General features: G+C 74.3%; 16 protein-coding genes. 5 read left to right on the top strand and 11 right to left on the bottom strand.

What is annotated here, in order from left to right; translation table 11 throughout:
• Positions 1 to 414 precede the first annotated feature (414 nt).
• A complete protein-coding gene (locus ACFTWP_RS38525; protein ID WP_380269821.1) occupies positions 415 to 1,419 on the bottom strand; it encodes a stage II sporulation protein M in 1,005 nt (334 codons plus the stop codon).
• A gap of 321 nt (positions 1,420 to 1,740) precedes the next feature.
• Here ACFTWP_RS38525 and ACFTWP_RS38520 point away from each other — a divergent pair, with 321 nt between their 5' ends.
• Positions 1,741 to 2,874 carry an RDD family protein gene (locus ACFTWP_RS38520; RefSeq protein ID WP_380269820.1) on the top strand — a complete coding sequence of 378 codons (1,134 nt, stop codon included), beginning with the start codon at positions 1,741 to 1,743 and terminating at the stop codon, positions 2,872 to 2,874.
• Positions 2,875 to 2,904: 30 nt separating this feature from the next.
• On the opposite strand, the gene ACFTWP_RS38515 is transcribed toward ACFTWP_RS38520, so the two are convergent.
• The 7 genes from ACFTWP_RS38515 to ACFTWP_RS38485 form a co-directional block, all read right to left on the bottom strand.
• A complete protein-coding gene (locus ACFTWP_RS38515) occupies positions 2,905 to 3,552 on the bottom strand; it encodes a hypothetical protein (RefSeq protein ID WP_380269819.1) in 648 nt (215 codons plus the stop codon).
• Positions 3,553 to 3,717: 165 nt separating this feature from the next.
• Entirely contained in the window at positions 3,718 to 5,166 is a 1,449-nt protein-coding gene (gene ahcY / locus ACFTWP_RS38510; RefSeq protein ID WP_380269818.1) for an adenosylhomocysteinase, read from the bottom strand.
• 346 nt (positions 5,167 to 5,512) lie between these two features.
• On the bottom strand, positions 5,513 to 6,490 hold the full coding sequence (locus ACFTWP_RS38505; protein WP_380269817.1) for a cation diffusion facilitator family transporter: 978 nt from the start codon (positions 6,488 to 6,490) through the stop codon (positions 5,513 to 5,515).
• A 170-nt stretch (positions 6,491 to 6,660) separates the two neighbouring features.
• Entirely contained in the window at positions 6,661 to 7,959 is a 1,299-nt protein-coding gene (locus ACFTWP_RS38500) for an SIS domain-containing protein (protein ID WP_380269816.1), read from the bottom strand.
• Between the two features lie 120 nt (positions 7,960 to 8,079).
• Positions 8,080 to 8,262: a Trm112 family protein gene (locus tag ACFTWP_RS38495; protein ID WP_380269815.1), complete on the bottom strand. Its 183-nt coding sequence runs from the start codon at positions 8,260 to 8,262 to the stop codon at positions 8,080 to 8,082.
• Between the two features lie 190 nt (positions 8,263 to 8,452).
• A complete protein-coding gene (locus tag ACFTWP_RS38490; protein ID WP_380269814.1) occupies positions 8,453 to 9,838 on the bottom strand; it encodes a phosphomannomutase/phosphoglucomutase in 1,386 nt (461 codons plus the stop codon).
• A 432-nt stretch (positions 9,839 to 10,270) separates the two neighbouring features.
• Complete coding sequence (locus ACFTWP_RS38485; RefSeq protein ID WP_380269813.1) at positions 10,271 to 10,642, bottom strand: DUF3499 domain-containing protein; 372 nt, start codon at positions 10,640 to 10,642, stop codon at positions 10,271 to 10,273.
• A 162-nt stretch (positions 10,643 to 10,804) separates the two neighbouring features.
• Between ACFTWP_RS38485 and ACFTWP_RS38480 the strand changes: the two genes are divergently transcribed.
• Positions 10,805 to 11,257 carry a metallopeptidase family protein gene (locus tag ACFTWP_RS38480; RefSeq protein ID WP_380269812.1) on the top strand — a complete coding sequence of 151 codons (453 nt, stop codon included), beginning with the start codon at positions 10,805 to 10,807 and terminating at the stop codon, positions 11,255 to 11,257.
• A 220-nt stretch (positions 11,258 to 11,477) separates the two neighbouring features.
• On the opposite strand, the gene ACFTWP_RS38475 is transcribed toward ACFTWP_RS38480, so the two are convergent.
• The 3 genes from ACFTWP_RS38475 to ACFTWP_RS38465 all read right to left on the bottom strand — a co-directional run bounded on the left by ACFTWP_RS38475 (position 11,478) and on the right by ACFTWP_RS38465 (position 17,701).
• Positions 11,478 to 13,184 carry a DUF5719 family protein gene (locus tag ACFTWP_RS38475; protein ID WP_380269811.1) on the bottom strand — a complete coding sequence of 569 codons (1,707 nt, stop codon included), beginning with the start codon at positions 13,182 to 13,184 and terminating at the stop codon, positions 11,478 to 11,480.
• 6 nt (positions 13,185 to 13,190) lie between these two features.
• Complete coding sequence (locus tag ACFTWP_RS38470; protein ID WP_380269810.1) at positions 13,191 to 17,096, bottom strand: glycosyltransferase; 3,906 nt, start codon at positions 17,094 to 17,096, stop codon at positions 13,191 to 13,193.
• Positions 17,097 to 17,425: 329 nt separating this feature from the next.
• Complete coding sequence (locus tag ACFTWP_RS38465) at positions 17,426 to 17,701, bottom strand: WhiB family transcriptional regulator (RefSeq protein ID WP_380269809.1); 276 nt, start codon at positions 17,699 to 17,701, stop codon at positions 17,426 to 17,428.
• A gap of 707 nt (positions 17,702 to 18,408) precedes the next feature.
• Between ACFTWP_RS38465 and ACFTWP_RS38460 the strand changes: the two genes are divergently transcribed.
• From ACFTWP_RS38460 to ACFTWP_RS38450, 3 genes are read left to right on the top strand one after another with little or no spacing between them, the layout of a single operon-like run.
• Positions 18,409 to 19,050, top strand: a complete 642-nt coding sequence (locus tag ACFTWP_RS38460; protein ID WP_380269808.1) for a cysteine dioxygenase — start codon at positions 18,409 to 18,411, stop codon at positions 19,048 to 19,050.
• A 28-nt stretch (positions 19,051 to 19,078) separates the two neighbouring features.
• Positions 19,079 to 20,071, top strand: a complete 993-nt coding sequence (gene cofD, locus ACFTWP_RS38455; protein WP_380269806.1) for a 2-phospho-L-lactate transferase — start codon at positions 19,079 to 19,081, stop codon at positions 20,069 to 20,071.
• Complete coding sequence (locus ACFTWP_RS38450) at positions 20,068 to 21,360, top strand: coenzyme F420-0:L-glutamate ligase (RefSeq protein WP_380269804.1); 1,293 nt, start codon at positions 20,068 to 20,070, stop codon at positions 21,358 to 21,360. The genes cofD and ACFTWP_RS38450 overlap by 4 nt, the downstream gene beginning before the upstream one ends.
• Positions 21,361 to 21,381 lie beyond the last annotated feature (21 nt).

Raw genomic sequence — 21,381 nt, 5'->3', positions numbered from 1 at the left:
GCGTTGACTTTTGGCACGCTGTTGAGTTCTCAAGGAACGGACACTTCCTTCGAGCCACTCTCGTGAACTCTCCGGGCGCTTCGTTCTTTCGTGTTCTCAGCTTATCAGATCCGCTCGGCCGGTTTGACCGGCGCTTGTTTCTCTGAATTCCCGCTGAGGGGGCTTTCCTTCAACTTCGCTCCGAAGCCTATCAAAGGTTTCGGTGTGCTCAGTTCAGGGATTTACCGAATCGAGCAGGCATCCGTAAATGCATTCTGTCCCGAATTTGGCGGTGTCGTGGACACTAGCGCCCGCGCCCGACCGTTGTCCAGTCCGACGCAACCGTTTGAGTCTACTAGCCCACCCGGACCACGTCAATGGTTCGTGCGGGATGTCAGAAGACTAGCAGGTCAGGGGTGGTCCGAGCACATCCGCTCAGGCGGCGACGGGTTGCAGGTCCGCCCGATCGGCCGCGTCCACATCACCGAACTCTCCGTCGGCCGCCGCCCGACGGCCGAGAACCAGTGCATAGAGGAGGAAGAGCACCTCGGCGACCGCGCCGATGGTGATCCGCGCCCAGGTGGGGAGGCCGGAGGGGGTGACGAAGGCTTCGAGGAGACCGCTCACGAAAAGCACCACGGTCAGTCCGATGACGGCGCCGATGATGGCGCGGCCCTCCTCGGCCAGCGCCGTCCGGCGGTCACGCGGGCCGGGGTCGACGATCGTCCAGCCGAGCCTCAGCCCCAGACCCGCGGCCACGAAGACGGCCGACAGCTCCAGCAGGCCGTGCGGCAGGAGCAGGCCGAGGAAGAGGTCCAGCCGGCCGGCGGAGGCCATCAGGCCTATCCCGAGGCCGAGGTTGATCACGTTGCCGGCCAGCACCCAGAGCACCGGGAGGCCGAAGAAGATGCCGTACATCAGGCACTGCGCGGCGACCCAGGCGTTGTTCGTCCACACCTGCGCCGCGAAGGAACTGGCCGGACGGTCCGAGTAGTAGGCCTCGTACGCGCCGCCGGGCCTGGTCATCTCGTGGAGCTCGGCGGGAGCGGCGAGGCTGTCGCGGACCTCGGGGTGGTTGGCCACCCACCAGGCCACCAGGGCGGCGGCGAGCAGGGAGACCAGCGCGATCGGGATCCACCAGCGGCGGGCGCGGTAGAGGGTGGCGGGAAAGCTGACCGCGAAGTAGCGACCGACGTCGCGCCAGCCGCTGCTCCGGCTGCCCGTCACGGCGTCGCGGCCGCGGGCCACCAGGGTGGTGAGCCGGCCTTCGAGGGTGGGGTCGGGCGCCGCGGCCTGGACCTTGGCCAGGTGGCCGGTGGCCCGCTGGTAGAGGGTCACCAGCTCGTCGGCCTGCTCACCGGTGAGCCGGCGGGTGCGGCTGAGGGCGTCCAGTCGGGCCCACTCCGCCTGGTGAGTGGTGACGAAGACGTCCAGGTCCATGCGGCACGCTCCATGATCGACGGGAGGAGGCGGAGTGAGACGGGTGGAGCGGGTGGAGCGGGCGAAGCGAGTGGAGCGGGTCCGAGCCACCAGGCGGTGCGGTGCTGACGGGTGGGCCGTCCGGGTTGCGGTCGTCGGGCAGGCGCTAGCTTGCCAGAGAGCGGTGCCGCGTCCGCAGGGGGCGGCGAATCGCACTTCCCGGGCGGGCACGGCTCCCCGTATGTTGGCGGCGGCAGACCACGGGATTCCGGGGGCGGGTCTGCGCGGGCCGGTCGGACGGTCGTTCTCCCCACCGGCGACGCAGTGGAACGGACGGATGTTGTGAGCGACCTGGTGACGGGTGAGGCGGTCGTCCTCGGCCTGCGGGCGGCAAAGCTTCCGAGCCGCGCGCTGGCCGTCGCCGTGGACCTGGTGGTGGAGGGCGGCGGCCTGCTGCTGGCGATCGTCGTCGTGGCCTTCGTCGCTCCCGACATCGACGACGCCGCCGCGGTCGCGCTCATGCTCGCGCTGACGGTGTTCTTCCTGGTCGGCCTTCCGGTGATGATCGAGACGCTGTCCGGCGGTCGCTCGCTCGGCAAGCTGGCGCTGGGCCTTCGGGTGGTCCGGCGTGACGGCGGTCCCATCCGGTTCCGGCACGCGCTGGTCCGCGGGCTGATCGGGTTCTTCGAGATCATCTCCTTCAGCGGGATACCGGCCGCGATCAGCTCGCTGGTCTCCGAGGAGGGACGCCGGCTCGGCGACGTCTTCGCGGGCACCCTGGTGGTCCGTGAGCGGGTGCCGGGGGCCGGCCGCGGCGGGGTGTCCCTGCCGCCGCTGCCGCCGCAGCTGATGCAGGCGCTGGGCGGCGAGCTCGTGGCGCTCGACCTCTCCGCGGTCCCGGAGGGGCTGTGGCTGGCGGTTCGGCAGCTGCTGGGCCGCCTCACCCAGCTGGATCCGCAGATCGCACAGAGCATGGTCGCCCGGCTGACCGCCGACATGGTCGCGTGCACCGGCCACCCGGCCCCGGTCGGGGTGCACCCGGCGGCCTATCTGGGGGCTCTGCTGGCGGAGCGCCAGCGCCGGGAGTGGGCCAAGGTCACCGGTCCGGGCGCTCAGCAGCCGGCGCCGTGGGCGTTCGGACCGCCGCAACAGCCGGGGTACGGCTTCCCGTACCCGGGCCAGCCCGTCCAGGCCTACCCGGGCCGGCCTTTCCCCGGGCAGCCCGGCCAGCCGGCACCGCACCACCCCGCGCCCCACTCCCCCGCACCGCACCCCCCGGCGCCGGCCCAGGTACCCGCCGGCTGGGCCGCGCAGGCAGCCCCCGCGCCCGCCCCGCCGGCGCACTCCACACCGATCCCGATCCCGGCACCGGCGGCCATGCCGTCCCCGGCCCACGCCAACCCGCCCGTCACGCCCCCGGCACCGGCACCGGCCGCTCCGCAGCCGCCGGCGACCGGCTTCGCCCCGCCGTCCTGACGGTCGCGTGACGGTCGCGCCCCTACCGGCTCAGCCGGTGAACTCGGCCGGCCACGCGTTGGGCGGCGAGGCCAGCTCCTCCAGCTCGATGCCGGGAGCGGCCAGCACCACGTCGCCGGCCAGGTGGACCAGCTGCTGCTCGCCCGTCTCCAGGTCGGTGACCTGGTAGCGCTCGACCAGCAGCGGGCCCGAGTCGGTGTCGTGCGTCTCGGTGCCCTCCAGCAGCCAGCCCTGGTCGAAGGTGCGCGGCGCCAGCACGGGCTCGCCGAAGCCGACCAGTCGCACCCGGGTGCTCGCGCCCTGCCGCAGCCGCAGCATCCGGGCGGTGGCGATCAGGAAGGCGGGCGAGGTGCCGGCGAAGCCGTGGGCGCGGTCGTGCCCCTCCGCGGCGTGCGGCCCGGCGGGGTCGGCGGCGTCCGTGCGGACCCAGGCGACGCCGTCCACCGCACCGCCGCGCACCTGCCAGCCTCCGGCGCGCAGTTCGAGGCGCAGCGGGCGGCAGCGCGAGTCGAGGGTGAGGTCGACGGTGCCGACGGTGCTGCCGTCGGGGGCGTAGGTCTTGGAGACGTAGCGCCAGCCGGCAGGGCCGGGGGCGCAGCTGAACCGCTCCTCGCCGAGCAGGACGCGGTCGTGTCCGGGCGTGGCGGACGTGTGGATCGAGTACCGGCCGTTGGGCATGGACCGAAGCCTACGTCGGGCCGGGTGCCGCTCCGGCAGGGCTGCGGGACGGCAGGGCTGCGGGGCGGCCGGGGCACGGCTACGGCCGGTGTCACGGGGACACCGGCCGTAGGGCGATCACGCGATCAGCGGGTCAGCCGACCCGTGGATCAGCGGACCCGTGGATCAGTAGCGGTACTGGTCCGCCTTGTACGGGCCCTCCACCGGAACGCCGATGTAGTCGGCCTGCTCCTGCGACAGGACGGTGAGCTTCACGCCCAGCGCGTCCAGGTGCAGGCGGGCGACCTTCTCGTCCAGGTGCTTCGGGAGGACGTACACGCCGACCGGGTACTGCTCGGTCTTGGTGAAGAGCTCGATCTGCGCGATGGTCTGGTTCGCGAAGGAGTTGGACATCACGAAGGACGGGTGGCCGGTCGCGTTGCCCAGGTTCAGCAGGCGGCCCTCGGACAGCAGGATGATGGTGTGGCCGTCCGCGAAGCGCCACTCGTGAACCTGCGGCTTGACCTCGGTCTTCACGACGCCTTCGAGCTTCGCCAGGCCGGCGATGTCGATCTCGTTGTCGAAGTGGCCGATGTTGCCGACGATCGCCTGGTGCTTCATCTGCTCCATGTGCGAGGCGAGGATGATGTCCTTGTTGCCCGTGGTGGTGATGAAGATGTCGGCGATCGAGACGACCTCCTCCAGGGTGGTGACCTGGTAGCCGTCCATGGCGGCCTGCAGGGCGCAGATCGGGTCGATCTCGGTGATGATCACCCGGGCGCCCTGGCCGCGCAGCGACTCGGCGCAGCCCTTGCCGACGTCGCCGTAGCCGCAGACGACCGCGACCTTGCCGCCGATCAGCACGTCGGTGGCGCGGTTGATGCCGTCGATCAGCGAGTGGCGGCAGCCGTACTTGTTGTCGAACTTCGACTTGGTGACGGCGTCGTTGACGTTGATGGCCGGGAACAGCAGCTTGCCGTCGCGGTGCATCTCGTACAGCCGGTGGACGCCGGTGGTGGTCTCCTCGGTGACGCCCTTGATGGTGGCGGCGACCTCGGTCCACTTGCTCGGCGACTCGGTGAGGGTGCGGTTGAGCAGCTCCAGGATGATCCGGAACTCGTCGTTGTCGGCGGTCGACGGGTCCGGCGCGGAGCCGGCCTTCTCGAACTCGACGCCCTTGTGGATCAGGAGGGTGGCGTCACCGCCGTCGTCGAGGATCATGTTCGGGGTCTGTCCGTCGGGCCAGGTCAGCGCCTGCTCGGTGCACCACCAGTACTCCTCCAGCGTCTCGCCCTTCCAGGCGAACACCGGTACGCCGGAGGGGTTCTCGACGGTGCCCTCGGGGCCGACCGCGATGGCGGCGGCCGCGTGGTCCTGGGTGGAGAAGATGTTGCAGGAGCACCAGCGGACCTCGGCGCCGAGCGCGGTGAGGGTCTCGATCAGCACGGCGGTCTGCACGGTCATGTGCAGCGAGCCGGTGATCCGCGCGCCGGCCAGCGGCTGCGCCGCGGCGTACTCCTTGCGGATGGACATCAGGCCGGGCATCTCGTGCTCGGCGAGCTGGATCTCCTTGCGGCCGAACGGCGCCAGGGAGAGGTCGGCGACCTTGAAGTCACCGGTGGTGTTCGACGACATGCGTGAGCTCCTCGCTGCGTGGTGGTGGGGCGTGGGCCAAGGTCCGGTGTGCGTCGCAGCACGGCGGGGCCACGGGGTGCGCGGCGACGCCCGGGGCACCGGCGGGGCCGGCTCCCAGCTGCACGGCACAATCCGTCGGAGGACCTCTCTCCCTCGACCGGCGGCGCGGACGGACCGCGCCGCGCCGATCGACCGCCATCAGCAGCGACGTTTGGCACTGGTGACGAATCTACACCGACGGCCCGCACCGCCGGGCTCCGTAGGGCCGGATCCGGCCGCCGGAACCCGGCCGCGCGGGCCGTCGGAGGGGTCGTTCGCGGTGGTCCGCGACGGGTGCCGCCAGGGGTCAGTGGGCGCCGTCCGGGCCGGGGCCGCCCGGCGTGGCCAGCGGATCGTCGCCGGCCGCGGCCTTCTCGGCGTCGTAGATGTCCGGCTCCAGGTAGATCGCCCGGGCGATCGGGACGGCGCGCCGCACCCGGACCTCGGCCGCGTCGATGGCCTGGGCCACCTGGGCGGCGCTGTCCTCGGCGTTGACCCCGATCTTGGCGGCGACCAGCAGCTCCTCCGGCCCGAGGTGCAGGGTCCGCATGTGGATCACCCGGGTGACGGAGTCGTGGTCGACCAGCGCCTCGCGGATCCGCTGGACGGTGTCCTTCTCGGCCGACTCGCCCAGCAGCAGCGACTTGGTCTCCGCCGCCAGCAGCACCGCGATGACCACGAGCAGGATGCCGATGCAGAGCGTGCCGATGCCGTCCCAGACGCCGTTGCCGGTGATCACCGTCAGCGAGACGCCGAACAGCGCGAGCACCAGGCCGATCAGCGCGCCGGCGTCCTCCAGCAGCACCACCGGCAGCTCGGGCGCCTTGGCCCGGCGGACGAACTCCACCCAGCCGAGCCGGCCCTTGGCCTTGTGCGACTCCCGGATGGCGGTCATGAACGACCAGCCCTCCATCAGGATCGCGAAGACCAGCACCCCGACGGCCCAGTACCAGCCGTGCAGCTCGTGCGGGTCGTGGATCTTCTCGTAGCCCTCGTAGATCGCGAACAGGCCACCCACGCTGAACAGCACGATGGCGACCAGGAAGGCGTAGATGTAGCGCTCGCGGCCGTATCCGAAGGGGTGCTGCTCGTCCGCCTCGCGGCGGGCCCGCTTGCCGCCGATCAGCAGCAGGACCTGGTTGCCGGAGTCGGCGACCGAGTGGACGCCCTCCGCGAGCATCGAGGAGGAGCCGGTGAAGCCGAAGGCCGTGAACTTGGCCGCCGCGATCGCCAGGTTCGCGGACAGTGCCGCCACCAGTGCCTTGGTCCCGCCTTCGGTACTCATGCTCGGGTTCGTTCCCTCCGACTGGGCCGGTGCTTCGGCCTGCGCTCTGCTGACGAGCGCATACGGTATCCCGGTCGCTGGGGGCGGCCGGGCTCTGCCCTGCCCCCCGGCTACCCCGTCGTGGCGTCCGTGCACGGCGGCGGGCCCGCCGGATCGCACGGCGGGCCGGCTCAGCCGCCGGCGGCGGCCAGACCGAGGTAGACGGCGGCGAAGTCGGTCAGGGCCACCAGGTCCGCCAGCGCGTGCAGCGGATCGGTCCGGCCGCTGGCGTACTCGGTGAGCCTGACCTCGTGCGCGGCGGCCAGGCGGTGGGCCCGGGAGACGGCGACGCCGCGCGGCGAGTCGTCGTCGGCCGGCTGCTCGTACGGGCCGTCGGTGTCGGCGCCGCCGTCCGCGTCCGGGTCGGCGAGCGACCGGCCCGGGGTGTGCCGCAGCAGCAGGACCTGGAGCAGCAGCGGGTCCGGCTCGTCGATCCGGTCGCGGAAGAAGTCGTCCGGGTCGGCGCCGCCGCCGAACTGGCCGACGAACATGCCCCGGTGGGCGAGCAGGGCCTGCGGCAGCAGTCCGGCCAGCGCGGGGCGCCCGCCGCGTTCGGCGAGCTGCGTGGCGAACCGGCCGGCCACCGCGCCGGCCAGCGGGCCCTCCGCCCAGAGCAGCGGGACGGTGCCGGACAGCCGGGCGGCCAGGCTCTTGGCCGGGTTGGTGTACGCGGCGGCGTCGGGGCGGCAGCGCACGGCGCTCTCGTCCAGACGGTCGGCGGTGGCCGGCAGGGAGCCGGGCGGCAGCTGGGTGATGCCGGTCTTCTCGGTGAGCGCGAGCAGCGGCGCGAGGAACGCCCAGAGGGCGCCCGGGTCCTCGGCGGGGAGGTCGGGCTCGGCCGGTCGGTACCCGGCGGACTCCCGGCCCTCCGGCGCCGTCGGCTCCTCACGCTCCGGCAGTGCGGACGGGACGAAGGGCAGCGGCAGGGCGCGGACCTGCCGGGCCGCCTCGGCGAGGCTGCTGCCGTCGGGGGCGATCACGACGATCGAGCAGCCACGGGCGTACGCCTGCTCGGCGAGCGTGACCAGCCCGCGCTCGTCGCCGTCGGCGGAGGCGATGACCAGCAGGTCGATCGGGCCGGCCCAGCCGGGGAGCTGCCAGGTCATGCCGGCCGCGAACGAGGGAGTGGCGCGCAGCCGGCGGTCCTCGCGGGCGACCGGGCCGGCGTCGGCCGGGGGCAGCCCGGTGACCAGGCAGGCGGTGCCGGCCAGTGCCGCCAGGATCTCGGCGGCGGCCAGTGCGCTGCCGTGGCCGGCCACCAGGACGCCGCGCGGGCGGCCGTCGGGGCGCAGGGCGGCGACGCCGGCCGCGTCCGCGAGCCGCAGGGCGGTGCGCACCCGGGCGCCCGCCCCGGCGAGGGCGAGCAGCGCGTGGTCGTGGTCGGCGCGCTGCAGGGCGGCCGGGTCGTCGAGCAGGGTGTCGTCGAGCATGCGCTGGCCTCCGACTGAGAGGTGGAGCTACCGACGGGGTGGGGCGGCCCGCTGCCGGGCGGCGGCCCCCGGAGCGCCCGGCCCGTGGGGCCCGGCCTCGGGGAACCGTGGTGCCGGGCCTCAGGCCGGGCGGCGGGCCTCGTCGACCAGCAGCACCGGGATGCCGTCACGGACGGGGTAGGCCAGCCCGCAGCTGTCGCCGGTGCAGACCAGCTCGGGCTGCTCCTCGGTGCCGCCCTCGGCGAGCGGCGCCCGGCACTCGGGACAGACCAGGATCTCCAGCAGGAAGGGTTCCAGCTTCATTGGGCGTCAGGCTCCAGATCTCGCGGGGAGGGGCGGCAGGACGGTGCCCCGGCCGAGGGCAACCCTACCGGCCGGGGCACCCGGGAGGTCAGAGCCGGGGCCCGGCCGCGACGGTGTCAGCCGTCGCGGCGTCAGGCCCCGGACGCCCGCGGGCGGGCGGCATCCGGTGCCGGCTGCCCGGGGCCGCGGGTCAGGCGCGGACGATGGCGAGCACGGCGTCGCGCACCTCGGCCATCTTCGCCGGGTCCTTGGCCTCGGCGTTCAGGCGCAGCAGCGGCTCGGTGTTGGAGGCGCGCAGGTTGAACCACCAGTCCTGGCCGGCGACGGTCAGGCCGTCCAGCTCGTCGACGGCGGTGCCCGGCAGCTCGCCGTAGGCGGCCCGGACCGCGGCGACCCGGTCGGCCTGGTCGGCGACGGTGCTGTTGATCTCGCCGGAGGCCGCGTAGCGGTCGTACTCGGCGGTCAGCGCGGACAGCGTGCCGTCCTGCCCGCCGAGGGCGGCCAGCACGTGCAGGGCGGCCAGCATGCCGGTGTCGGCGCGCCAGAAGTCGCGGAAGTAGTAGTGCGCGGAGTGCTCGCCGCCGAAGACGGCGTCGGTGACGGCCATCTCCTGCTTGATGAAGGAGTGGCCGACCCGGGTGCGGACCGGCTCGGCGCCCAGCTCGCGGACCACCTCGGGGACGGTCCAGGAGGTGATCAGGTTGTGGATGATCGTCGGCTTCTCCTCGCCGGCCGCCCGGGCCCGGGCGATCTCGCGGGCCGCGACCAGCGCGGTGATCGCGGACGGCGAGACGGGCTCGCCGCGCTCGTCGATGACGAAGCAGCGGTCGGCGTCGCCGTCGAAGGCCAGGCCGATGTCGGCGCCGGTCTCCACGACCTTGGCCTGGAGGTCGACCAGGTTCTTCGGGTCGAGCGGGTTGGCCTCGTGGTTGGGGAAGGTGCCGTCGAGCTCGAAGTACATCGGCACGAGGTCCAGCGGCAGGCCGTCGAAGACGGTCGGGACGGTGTGGCCGCCCATGCCGTTGCCGGCGTCCACCACGACCTTGAGCGGGCGGATGGCGGTCAGGTCGACCAGGCCGAGCAGGTGGTCGGCGTAGCCGCGCAGGCTGTCCTGGGTGGAGAGGGCGCCGGGCTTGACGTCCGCGGCGGGGACGGTGACGGTGTCGTCCTCGGCGGTCCAGGACTCGACCAGCTCGCGGATCTCGGTCAGGCCGGTGTCCTGGCCGACCGGCGCCGCGCCCGCACGGCACAGCTTGATGCCGTTGTACTCGGCGGGGTTGTGGCTGGCGGTGAACATCGCACCGGGCAGGTCCAGCTTGCCGCTCGCGTAGTACAGCTGGTCGGTGGAGCAGAGCCCGATCTCGACCACGTCGGCGCCGTAGCCGGCCGCGCCCTCGGCGAAGGCCCGGCTCAGCGAGGGCGACGAGGGCCGCATGTCGTGGCCGACGACGATCGCGGTCGCCTCGGTGACGCGTACGAAGGCGGCGCCGAAGGCACGTGCCAGGCTCTCGTCCCACTGGTCCGGCACGACGCCCCGGACGTCGTACGCCTTCACGAGCTGCTTGAGGTCGCGCACTACGGCTCCACCCTGCTTTTTCCGGTCTGCGGGCTGGTCGCCCCTGGTCACGATACGTCCGGGCACAGCCGGTGACGGCGGCTCGGTCAGGGGGAAGCGTACCGGGGCTGCCCGAACAGCCGGTGCCACCGGGTCGACGCCCACGACCACAGGCCGACCCACCGGCCTCACGCCCCGCGCAGCAACGCACCACCCCGAACGCCGTGACCCTCCGGAAGGCCACCACCCGCGAGCGAGCCGAAGGGACGCGCCGGTGCCGAAATGGGGGCACCCCCGGCCGAAGGCTGGGAGAGAGAGCGCGGGAGGGAGCGGTGGGGGCACCTCCCGGCCGAAGGCTGGCGGAGAGCGACGGAGCGACGAGTGTCGGCACCGGATCAAAGCGCCCCGGAGGCGAGCCGAGCCCAAACAAGCAGCCCCGGAGGCGAGCCGAGCCTAATTATCAGGCGACCGCAGCACCCGCAGGTGCCCGCGGCGCCCGGCCTCGGTGGGATCGCCCTCGGGGCCGCGTGCCTGACGGGGGGTGCGTTCCTGCGGGCGGGCGGCCTCGCGGACGGCGTTGGCGAGGGCTTCGAGGTCGTCGCTGCTGCGGCGCAGCGGGCCGGTCTCGGCGGCGAGGCGGACGACGTCCCAGCCACGGGGGGCGGTGAGGCGTTCGGCGTGTTCGGCGCAGAGGTCGTAGCAGTGCGGCTCGGCGTAGGTGGCGAGCGGGCCGAGGACGGCCGTGGAGTCCGCGTAGACGTACGTCAGCGTCGCGACGGCCGGCCGGCCGCACGCGGTCCGCGAACAACGACGTACAGAGCTCACGAGGGTGGACGGTACCGCACTCACCGCCGGGGAGCGAAGACCCGCCCCCGGTGAGTGCGACGTGTCGTGGCGGCCGGGCCCGCCCGGGTGGTGACCCGGGGTGGTGAGTTGGTGCCGGGGTGGTCCACTTCGGAGCGTGCAAGGACTACGCTCGACGGTGATATGGAGAGCTCCGCACCTCAGTCATCACCGGGCCCCGCGCGCAGGCCCCGGCACCGCGACCGGCACGGCCGGGGCCTGCGCGGTCCGCTGGCGCCGCCTCAGGTGCCGATCTCGCTGACCCGATCCGAACTCTTCGACGACTACGTGCGCGAGTCGGTGGAGCGGCTGGAGCGGCGGTGGCCGCAGCTGATCGACGTCGAGTTCGCCGTCCAGGAGGTGCCGCAGCCGGGGCAGGGCGGGGAGGATCCCGAGGGCGGGGTGCCGCTCGGCCGGGTGCAGCCGGCCCAGCAGGGCCGCAAGAGCCGGATCGTGGTCTACCGGCGGCCGGTGGAGATCCGGGCGAAGTCGCGCGAGGACCGGGCCGCGCTGGTGCACGAGATCCTGATCGAGCAGGTGGCCGACCTGTTGGGGATGTCCCCGGACGCCATCGATCCCCGGTACGACGAGGAGTGACCTCGCGGTACGACGAGGGGTGACTTCGCGGTACGCCGCGCGCTGACCTCCCGTCGCCGCCCCGCACCCCGGTCTCCGGGTACGCCGTGACGTGGCCCGGGACGCTCCCGGCCTTGTCCGACGCGCCGCCTAGACGCGCCTCGGCCGCCCCGACACACCGCGGGCCCCGGAGGGGCGGTCGGCGACCGCCCCTCCGGGGCCCCACAGCTGTGCGCGGATCTCAGTGGACCAGCAGGCCAGGGTCCTGCCCCGCGTGCGGCACCCGGACGGTGCTGCGGTCGTCGGCGAAGGACTGGATGGTGAACATCGGCACGTCCTTGACCGGCAGCACGAGCATCCGGGCCGCGACCACCGGGCCGCCGGAGACCGTCTCCAGGGTGATCGCGAAGGGGCCGTTCAGCCCGGCCGGCTCGGGGGCCGGCAGGCCGACCGTGCCGCCCGCCGGGATCTGCACGTCCTGGGTGGCGGGGGTGCCGCCGCCGCTGCCGGCCGAGGAGGTGACCCGGACGGTCGCGGCCTCGCCGGTCGAGGTGAGGTAGAGCGTGCTGGCCTTGGACCGGTTGTCGGCGACGGTGGCGCGCTTGCCGACCGGCACCGCGCCGGAGAGCCAGGCGGCGTCGGACTTGCCCTTGTCCGCGCGGTCGACCCGCACGCCGGCCACCACCGGGGTCGGGTGCTTCTCGTCGCTGGGCGACACCCGCAGCGAGGCGAGCTCGTCGCGGGTGACCTTGCCGAGGTCGACGGCCGCGACCATGCTGGCCTTGACGTGGATCGACTCGTTGCCGGCCGGGGTGAACCAGCCGTTCTTGCCGGAGAGCTCGATCTTCAGGTCGGCGTCGTCGTCACCGGGCGCGGCCACCACCAGGCGGGCCGAGGCGGTGTCGGCCGGCAGGCCGGGCAGTACCTGGACGGCGGCGGGGGCCGCGGAGGCCGGCACCCAGTCCGCGCCCTTGTTGCCGTCGGCGGCGTGCAGCGCGGCGCCGACGCGCCCGCTGCGGGCGACCACCTGCACCGCGAGGTCGGCGACCGGGCCCTTGCTCAGGGTGGAGAGCAGCAGCGACTGCGAGGTTCCCGGGGCGAGCGTGATGCCGCCGGCCGCCTCGTTGTCGATCTTGCCCTTGTCGCCGTACAGCTTGAGGTCGACCACGGCCGCGACGGATCCCGGGTTGGTCAGGCTGACGTAGTCGGTGCGGCCGTCGGTGGTGCTGGCGCCGGCGAACCAGAAGGTGGTGCCGGCCGCGCCGCAGGTGACGCCGGAGAGGCCGAGCCCGCGCTGGTCGGTGACGGTGGTGGTCTGGCCGATGGTGAAGCCCGGGGCGTACGCGCCGGTGGCGGTGCCGAAGCTGCCGGGCGCGGTGTCGCCGTTGGCGGCCGGGGCGGCCAACGGGACGCCGGGCTTGGTGAGGGCCAGCCGGGCGTCGGCCGGGGCCGCGTCCGGGCTCGGGGCGGCCGGGGCCGGGGCGGCGGGCGTGGCGGGAGCCGCCGGGGCGGACGCGGCCGGTGCCGACGGCGTCGCGGTGGGCGCGGCCGGCGGCGGGACGAGGTCGGCGGCGAACCCGCTGCCGCCGGTGGCGGTGGCGCCCGGCGGCGCGTACGCGGTCAGCGTGGTGGTGCCGGTCAGCCCCTGCAGGGGCTGCGGGCAGACCAGTGCGGTCCGCTCGACCTGGGCCGTGGTCGCGGATCCGGCCACCGGCTCGGTCCCGGCGGGCGGGCGCAGTTCCGCGATGCCGAACACGGCGGCCAGCACCACGGCGGCGGCCAGCAGCGACTGGGTGGTCCGGGTGACGCCGCTGCCGCCCCCGGGCGTGGTCCGGCCGCCGTCCGCCCCGGCGGGCGGGGCGGAGGGCGCGGCGGAGTCGGGCTCGGCGGACGGGGCGGACGGGCCGGTGGCCTTCGCCGAGGAGGTCCTGAACGTGGGCTTCTTCATCGCGGGTCAGCTCCCCGATCCGTTGTGGTGCGGGTACGGGTGGCCCTGGTCGCCCCGCTGATCGGGGTCGTTGGGGTCGTAGTAGGGCTCGCCCTGCGGCTGGCCCGGCACCCACGGCTGCTGCTCCCCCGGCTGCTGCTGGTAGGGGTCGTAGCCGTACTGCTGGTACTGGTCGTAACCGGCCTGCTGGTCGTAGCCGGCCTGCTGGTAGGGCTGCTGCTGGTAGCCGTCCTGGCCTCCGTACGGCGCGGCGGCGGGCTGCGGCTGGCCCCCGTACGGGTAGCCCCCGCCGCCCTGGCGGCCGGCGCCCTGGGACGGGTCCCAGCTGTACGGGTCGGCCTGCTGGTAGGCCTGCTCCTGGTACGGGTCCGCGTAGCCGCCAGCGTACGGGTCGGCGCTCTGCGCCGCCGCCTCGGCGGCGCTCAGCGGCTCGGGTGTGCCGGTGGGCTGCGCCGGGATTCCGGTGGAGCCGCCCTCGTACACTCCGGCGTCGTCCCCGGCAACGCCGTCGCCCTCCCCGCGCTCGGCCATCCGACGGGCCCGGCGGCTGCCGGGTGCGGGGGCCTGCGCCTGGGCGGCGGCGGCCAGCGCGGCGGCGGCCACCACCTCCTCGGGGAGGTCGTCGTCGTTGTGGTTGCGCCGCCCGGGCAGGGCGAGCACCAGCACGGTCAGGCCGATCAGCAGCTGGGCCCAGATCCAGCCGGTGTGCGCCGCGCTGCCCTCGCGGGTGACGGACAGCTTGCCACCGGCGGCCGGGAGCTTGAAGCCCTGCGCCCAGTCGTCGACGGTCACGGACTCCAGCGCGGTGCCGTCCAGGGTGGCCGTCCAGCCCGGGTCGGCCTGCTCGGCGAGCCGCAGCACCCGGCCCTCGGGGCCGGCCGGCACGGTGGTGGAGAGGTCGCGCTCACCGGAGGGGACCGCCACGGGGACGGTGCCCGGCGCGGTGATCACGGCGCGGGTCGCGGGCACTCCGCTGACCTGCCAGAGCGCCCGGCCGGCGTCCTGGCTGACCTTGGTCAGGCCGGGGGTGGAGTCGAGCACCTCCCTGGCCTTGGCGATCATCGGGTCCTCGACCAGCACGTACGCGATGCCGTAGCCGGCCAGCGCGCTCGCCTGGTCGGCGCCGGAGCCGGCCAGCAGGTTGCCGACCAGCGAGGTCAGGCCGTTGCCGGAGCCGTCGGCCGCGACCGTGCCCTCGGCCTGGCCGAGGCTCAGGCCGGCGCCGCGGACCAGCGCGTACCGGACGGCGGCGACGTCGGCGTCACCGGTCAGCACGAGGGTGCGGGAGCGGTCGGTGGTCCCGGACTCCTCCGCGATGAACGCGGGGACCTGGGCGACCGCGGCCCGCCGCAGCGGCCCGTCCGCGCCGCTGACGGCCCACCAGACGCCGGTGCCCAGCGGGGCCAGCCCGGCGGCGGCCACCACCAGTGCGGCGACCGGCTGGCGCCAGCCGAAGGCGATCCCGGCCACGCGGGCGTTGGCGCCGTCGGCGCCGATCGCGGCGGCGGCCAGCAGGGCGATGCCGGTGAGCAGGGTGGCGGGGCCGGCCCAGGCGGGCACGGCGGCGCCGCCGGAGGCGGGGGTGACGGCCGAACCGGCCACCGCGACGGCGAAGACCATGCCCGCCGCGGCCGCGCCCCAGGCGGCGAGCACGGCCCGCCGGCGGTCGGCGCGCAGCAGCGCGGCGAGGGCCGCCAGCACCACGCCGGCGGAGAGCCAGACCGGCGGGACGCCGGAGCCGCCGGGGTTGACCAGGACGAGGCCGAGCGCGGTCGCCGGGTGGCCGCTCGGGCCGGGCAGGCCGGCCTCCAGCAGGAGCCGCGAGGGGTGCGCCAGCACGTGCAGCGACCACGGGGCGAGCACCAGCACGGGCATCCCGAGGATGACCAGCACCCGCAGGCCGAGCAGGCGCAGCGCGTCCAGGCCGGAGCCGAAGGCGCCGCCGCGGGCCACCGCGACGGCGAGCGCCGCGAGGCTGAGCGGGACGGCCAGGGCCCAGGCCAGCGGCACGAAGGCGGTGGTGAGGGTGAGCAGCAGGACGGTCATCCAGGCGCTGCGCCAGCCGGGTCGGGCGCCCTTGGCCGCGGTCTCGGCGCGGATGCCGAGGCCGACGGTGATCGCGGCGGCGCGGGCCAGCGGCGGCAGCAGGACGGCGAGGACGGCGGTGCCGATCCGGCCCTGGGCGAGCGCGCCGGTGGCGGCGGGCAGCAGGGCGTAGGTGGCGCTGGCCCAGGCGCGGACGAGCTTGGAGTCGAGCAGCGGCCGGGAGACCAGGTAGGCGCTGACGGCGGCGAGCGGGACGGCGAGCACGACCAGCAGCGTCAGGGCGAGGTCGGCGTGGTCGAACAGCAGCCAGGAGAACACCGACAGGACGCCGAGGTAGGGCGGGGCGGTGGCGGTGGATCCGGTGCCGACGGGGTGCCAGGACCCGGCGTACATGCCCCACAGGCCCGCGGCGCCGTCGGCGGCGGGCAGCAGGGCGCCGCCGAGCAGGTAGCCGCTGCCGAAGAGGGTCCGGCAGGCGGCCAGGGCGAAGACCAGCAGACCGGCGAAGAGCACCGGCGCGGGGCGTCGGGCGAGCTTCTTCAGCAGGGCGAACTGCTCGACGACCAGGTCCTCGGAGTCCTCGTCGCCGGGGCCGGCCTCGACCGAGCCGTGCCGGCCGGCGCCGGAGTCGTCGGCGCCGCCGATGCCGAGCGAGCTGATGACGCCCTCGACGGCGAGCCGGGCGGTGGCCCCGGGGGCGGGGAAGAGCGTGCGGTCGTCGCCGGGTTCGGCGGCTCTGGTCCGGGCCCGGCGTTTGCGGGCGAGCAGGATCCGGGGCAGCCGGATCAGTTCGTGGCCGAGGCCGGCGATCTCGTCGAAGGCCTGCTTGGGGTCCTTGCCGACCAGGTTGGTGACGACCCGCAGCAGGGTGCCGAGGACGAGCCGCAGCAGGACGTAGGGCACCAGCAGGCCCTTGGAGTTGGCCAGCAGGGTGTAGACGGCGCCTGCCTTGTCGACCCGGTGCGGGTGGGCGGAGGCGCAGTCGATGGCCCGGCGTTCGCGGCTGGCGGCCTCGGCGTGCCGCAGGACGGCGTCGGGGGCGATCACCACCCGGTGGCCGGCCGCGTTGACGCGCCAGCAGAAGTCGGTGTCGTCGCGCATCAGCGGGAGGGCCTTGTCGAAGCCCCCGAGGTCCTCGAAGACGTCGCGGCGCACCAGCATGCCGGCGGTGGAGACGGCGAGGACGGGCCGGACCTGGTCGTGCTGGCCCTGGTCCTGCTCGCGGCGGTCGAGGCCGGTCCAGCGGCGGCCGGAGCGGGCGATGCTGACGCCGACCTCCAGCAACTGGCGGCGGTCGTACCAGCTGCGCAGCTTGGGGCCGACGACGGCGGCGGAGGGGGTGGAGTCGGCGACCTGGAGGAGTCGGCGCAGGGCGTCGGTCTGCGGTTCGCAGTCGTCGTGCAGCAGCCAGAGCCACTCGACCGGCGCGGTCTCCCGCGGGCCGCCGCGGCCGAGTTCGTCCTCGGTGCCGAGCGGGTCGCCGAAGTCGTCCCAGCCTCCGGTGACGGGGTCGTACCCGGAGGGGTCGAGGCTGTAGGGGAGGTCCTCGGGGCGCAGCGGCGGGCTGTTGAAGACGGCGTCGGCGACGGCGGTGCCGAAGCCGGCCCGGCGGGCGAGGATCAGCGGGCCGGTGTCCGGGAGCCAGTCGCCGAGGGTGTCGGCGAGCAGCTGCGGGGAGGCGTCGGTGGAGCCGGTGTCGACGGCGAGGATCCGCTGCACCTGACGGTCCTGGCCGAGCAGGCCGGCCAGGGCCTGCGGCAGCCAGCGGGCGCCGTCGTGGGAGACGATCACGGCGGTGACCAGGTGGCGCGGGTACGCGGGCGGCCTGGCAGCTGAGAAGCCGCTCTGGTGGCTGTAGACAGTCATCGAGTGCGCTGGCCCCAGTTTTTCGGTGGATGCAGCCGGTGGATGCAGCCGGTGCACGGCGGTTGGTGCGCGGTGCCGGTCCGGGCGGGCCGTTCCACGGCCGGGGCGGGCGGCGCTGCGCGGGCCGGGAGCAGCGGCACCCGGATGGCGCACCACACTAACCGCTCTCGCGGCCGTCGGTGTCAGCGGTGTCCGAGCAGTGGCGGTTGCGGTGGTGGTCCGGGAATGCATGAGCGCCCCACCGAATGGTGGGGCGCCGGCACAGTGTGGGTGGTGGTCGGCGGGCCGCCGGCGGCGGCTGGCGCCGCCCGGTCAGAGGCCGCGGGGGCTCAGACCGCGCTCTTCTTGAGCCGCCGGCGCTCGCGCTCGGAGAGGCCACCCCAGATCCCGAACCGCTCGTCGTTGGCGAGTGCGTACTCCAGGCACTCGGAGCGCACCTCGCAGGCGAGGCAGACCTTCTTGGCCTCCCGGGTGGAGCCGCCCTTCTCCGGGAAGAAGGACTCGGGGTCGGTCTGGGCGCACAGTGCACGCTCCTGCCAACCGAACTCCTCCTCCTCTTCCTCCTCGATGCCCTCACCGATCAACAGCTCAAAGAGCTCGCTCATGTGGCGCGCCTCCTCTGCCCCTCTTGGCGTCCCCGTGTTGCCGCTACCGGGTGCGGCTGAACGACACGAGTGAAATTACAGTTGCGTCACTCTGGCCCAGTCAAGCCGAGCTCTGGTATTGGGTCGAGGATTCACTCCCCGGCACCAAGCCGTTACGAATAGTGTACATATCCGGACATCGCCGACTTCCGGCCCGGATGCCCTCGAACCGCCCTCAAGCGCTTGTCCGCTGACCCGTGGTCACCACGGGACGCGTCGATCTTGACCATCCCTCACGGGGAGGGACGCCCACCGGGCCGACGAGGGTTCCGGGAGACCGGCTCCGAGGGGTGGACACCGCCCGAACCGGTCATCGGGCTGCCTTCCCGGCGATCTTCACATCGAAACATAGAGGGTGATTTATCACCCCATCCGGTGGTTCATGAGCTCTGCACCCCCAATGTCCGACGGAACGGGTTGACACAGGCGTACCTCTTGCGGTCTCCTTGCCCGTATGTCAGAGTCCGCCGCCCCCCGGAGCCGCCAGGCCGAGCTCCGCCGTGCCGCGCACTCTTTCCCCTGTTGTCGCCTCTGTTCCTGCTGTATCTAGGCGCTCGCGTCCCACCGCGCGCCGCCCAGGACCACAGAGGCCGCCCGCGCTCCCGCCCCAGGACACCCGCGGATCCGGCTGATCCCTTCCGAACCAGCCGCCCTCCGAGGACGATCCCATGCGAATGAACCGCATCCGCAAGCGGAACCGCGACCGCAACAAGCACAGCCGCCTCCTCCTCATCCCGTCGCCCGCGACCGCGACCGCGACCGTCCACCCCTGGGCCGACGGCCTCAGCGACGTCTCCATCGCCGGCGACCCGCTGGCCTTCCCGCACCTGGCCCGCACCGACCTGCCCCAGCACCCCACCACCGTCGCCGGGTACGCCCAGCTCGTCCGCGAGATCGCCGCCGACCGCGCCCGCTGGGAGCCGCTGGTCCGCTACGACGCCCTGACCCGCTGGTACGCCCGCCTGGAGACCGGCCCCGGCTACGAGGTCTGGCTGCTCAGCTGGCTGCCCGGCCAGAGCAGCGGCTTCCACGACCACGGCGACTCCTCCGGGGTGATGTCCGTCGTCGCCGGCGAGCTCGTCGAGCGCTCGCTCACGCACGCGGGCGAGGGTGCGCGCACCCTGCGCCCGGGCGGCCAGCGGGTGTTCTCCTCCGGCTACCTGCACGAGGTCGTCAACGCCTCGCTCGAACCCGCCGTCAGCATCCACCTCTACTCGCCGGGTCTGACCGAGATGCACCAGTACGGCGTGCCGGTCACCCCCGAGGCGCAGCCCGTCCGCCGCAGGCCCGACCCGGCCGGCGCGCACTGACACTCCGTCCGCCTGGCAGGATGGACGCATGCGCATCGTGGCACTGGCAGGCGGAATCGGCGGAGCGCGCTTCCTGCGCGGACTCAAGGAGATCGTCGGCCCTCAGGACGAGATCACCGTCATCGGCAACACCGGCGACGACATCCACCTCTTCGGACTGAAGGTCTGTCCGGACCTCGACACCGTGATGTACACCCTCGGCGGTGGCATCCACGAGGAACAGGGCTGGGGCCGGGCCGACGAGACCTGGTCGATCAAGAACGAGATGAAGGCGTACGGCGTCGGGCCCGAGTGGTTCGGGCTCGGCGACCGTGACTTCGCCACCCACATCGTCCGCACCCAGATGCTCGGCGCGGGCTACCCGCTGAGCGCCGTCACCGAGGCGCTCTGCGACCGCTGGCAGCCCGGCGTGCGGCTGCTGCCGATGAGCGACGACCGGGTCGAGACGCACGTGCGGATCACCGACGAGCAGGGCCCCCGGGTGGTGCACTTCCAGGAGTACTGGGTCCGGCTGCACGCCGCCGTCGCCGCCGAGGCGATCGTCCCGGTCGGCGTCGACACGGCGAAGCCGGCGCCCGGCGTGCTGGAGGCCCTGGCCGCCGCCGACGTGATCCTCCTCCCGCCGTCCAACCCCGTCGTCAGCATCGGCACCATCCTCGCCGTGCCCGGCATCCGGGAGGCCGTCGCCGCGGCGACGGCGCCGGTGGTCGGTCTCTCCCCGATCATCGGCGGCGCGCCGGTGCGCGGCATGGCCGACAAGGTGCTGGCGGCGGTCGGGGTGGAGGCCACCGCCGACGCCGTCGCACTGCACTACGGCGGCAGGGGCGCGCCGGGCGGCAGCGGCCGACCGGCGGGCCTGCTCGACGGCTGGCTGGTGGACACCGCCGACCAGGCCGTGGTGGCGGCGGTCGAGGCCGCCGGCATCAGCTGCCGGGCGATCCCGCTGCTGATGACCGACACCGACGCGACGGCCGCGATGGCGCGCGAGGCGCTCGCCCTGGCCGAGCAGGTCCGCCGGTGAGCCTGCACGTCCTGCCGGTCACCGGCCTGCCGGAGATCGACGCCGGCGCGGACCTGGCCGAACTGATCGCCAAGGCCGGCGAGTTCGAGGACGGCGACATCCTGCTCGTCACCTCCAAGATCGTCAGCAAGGCCGAGGGACGGCTGCTGCGCGCCGCCGACCGCGAGGCCGCCATCGACGCCGAGACCGTCCGGGTGGTGGCCCGGCGCGGCCCGGCCCGGATCGTCGAGAACCGCAACGGCCTGGTGATGGCCGCAGCCGGGGTGGACGCCTCCAACACCGCCCCCGGCACCGTGCTGCTGCTGCCCGAGGACCCGGACGCCTCCGCCCGCGCCCTGCGCGCCCGGCTCCAGCAGCTGACCGGCCGCCGGCTCGCCGTCGTCGTCACCGACACCTTCGGCCGGCCCTGGCGCAACGGCCTGACCGACGTCGCGATCGGCGCCGCCGGCCTGCCCGTCCTGGAGGACCACCGCGGGCGCACCGACAGCCACGGCAACGAGCTGGCGCTGACCGTCACCGCCACCGCCGACGAACTCGCCGCCGCCGGCGACCTGGTCAAGGGCAAGGCCACCGGCACGCCGGTGGCCGTCGTCCGCGGCCTGGCCGCCCTGGTCACCACCGAGGACGGCGAGGGCACCCGGCCGCTGGTCCGCCCGGCCGCCGACGACATGTTCCGGCTCGGCACCTCCGAGGCGCTGCGCCAGGCGGTCACGCTGCGGCGCACCGTCCGCTCGTTCACCGCCGAGCCGGTCGACCCGGCGGCCGTCCGCCGGGCGGTGGCCGCCGCCGTCACCGCGCCCGCCCCGCACCACACCACCCCCTGGCGCTTCGTCCTGCTGGAGAGCCCCGAGGTCCGCACCCGCCTGCTGGACGCGATGCTCGCCGCCTGGCAGCGCGACCTGCGCGAGCTGGACGGCTGGGACGACGCGAAGATCGCCCGTCGGACGGCCCGCGGCGACGTCCTGCGCGACGCGCCGTACCTGGTCGTCCCCTGCCTGGTGATGGACGGCTCGCACGCCTACCCCGACGCCCGCCGGGCCGCCGCCGAACGGGAGATGTTCACCGTCGCGATCGGCGCCGCCGTGGAGAACCTGCTGGTCACCCTCACCGGCGAGGGCTACGGCTCGGCCTGGGTCTCGTCCACCATGTTCTGCCGCGACACCGTCCGGGCCGTCCTCGACCTCCCCGCCGACTGGGACCCGATGGGCGCCGTCGCGGTCGGCCGCCCCGCCGAGGCCCCGCGCCAGCGCCCGGAGCGCACGGCGGACGCCTTCGTCACCGTGCGCTGAGGCGGCGCGGGTCAGGGCGTG

The organism is Kitasatospora sp. NPDC057015 (assembly GCF_042673745.1).
In the GTDB taxonomy this organism is placed as follows: domain Bacteria; phylum Actinomycetota; class Actinomycetes; order Streptomycetales; family Streptomycetaceae; genus Kitasatospora.
Note: the sequence above shows the minus strand (reverse complement) of the source record. Positions and strands in the feature narration are given on the sequence as shown.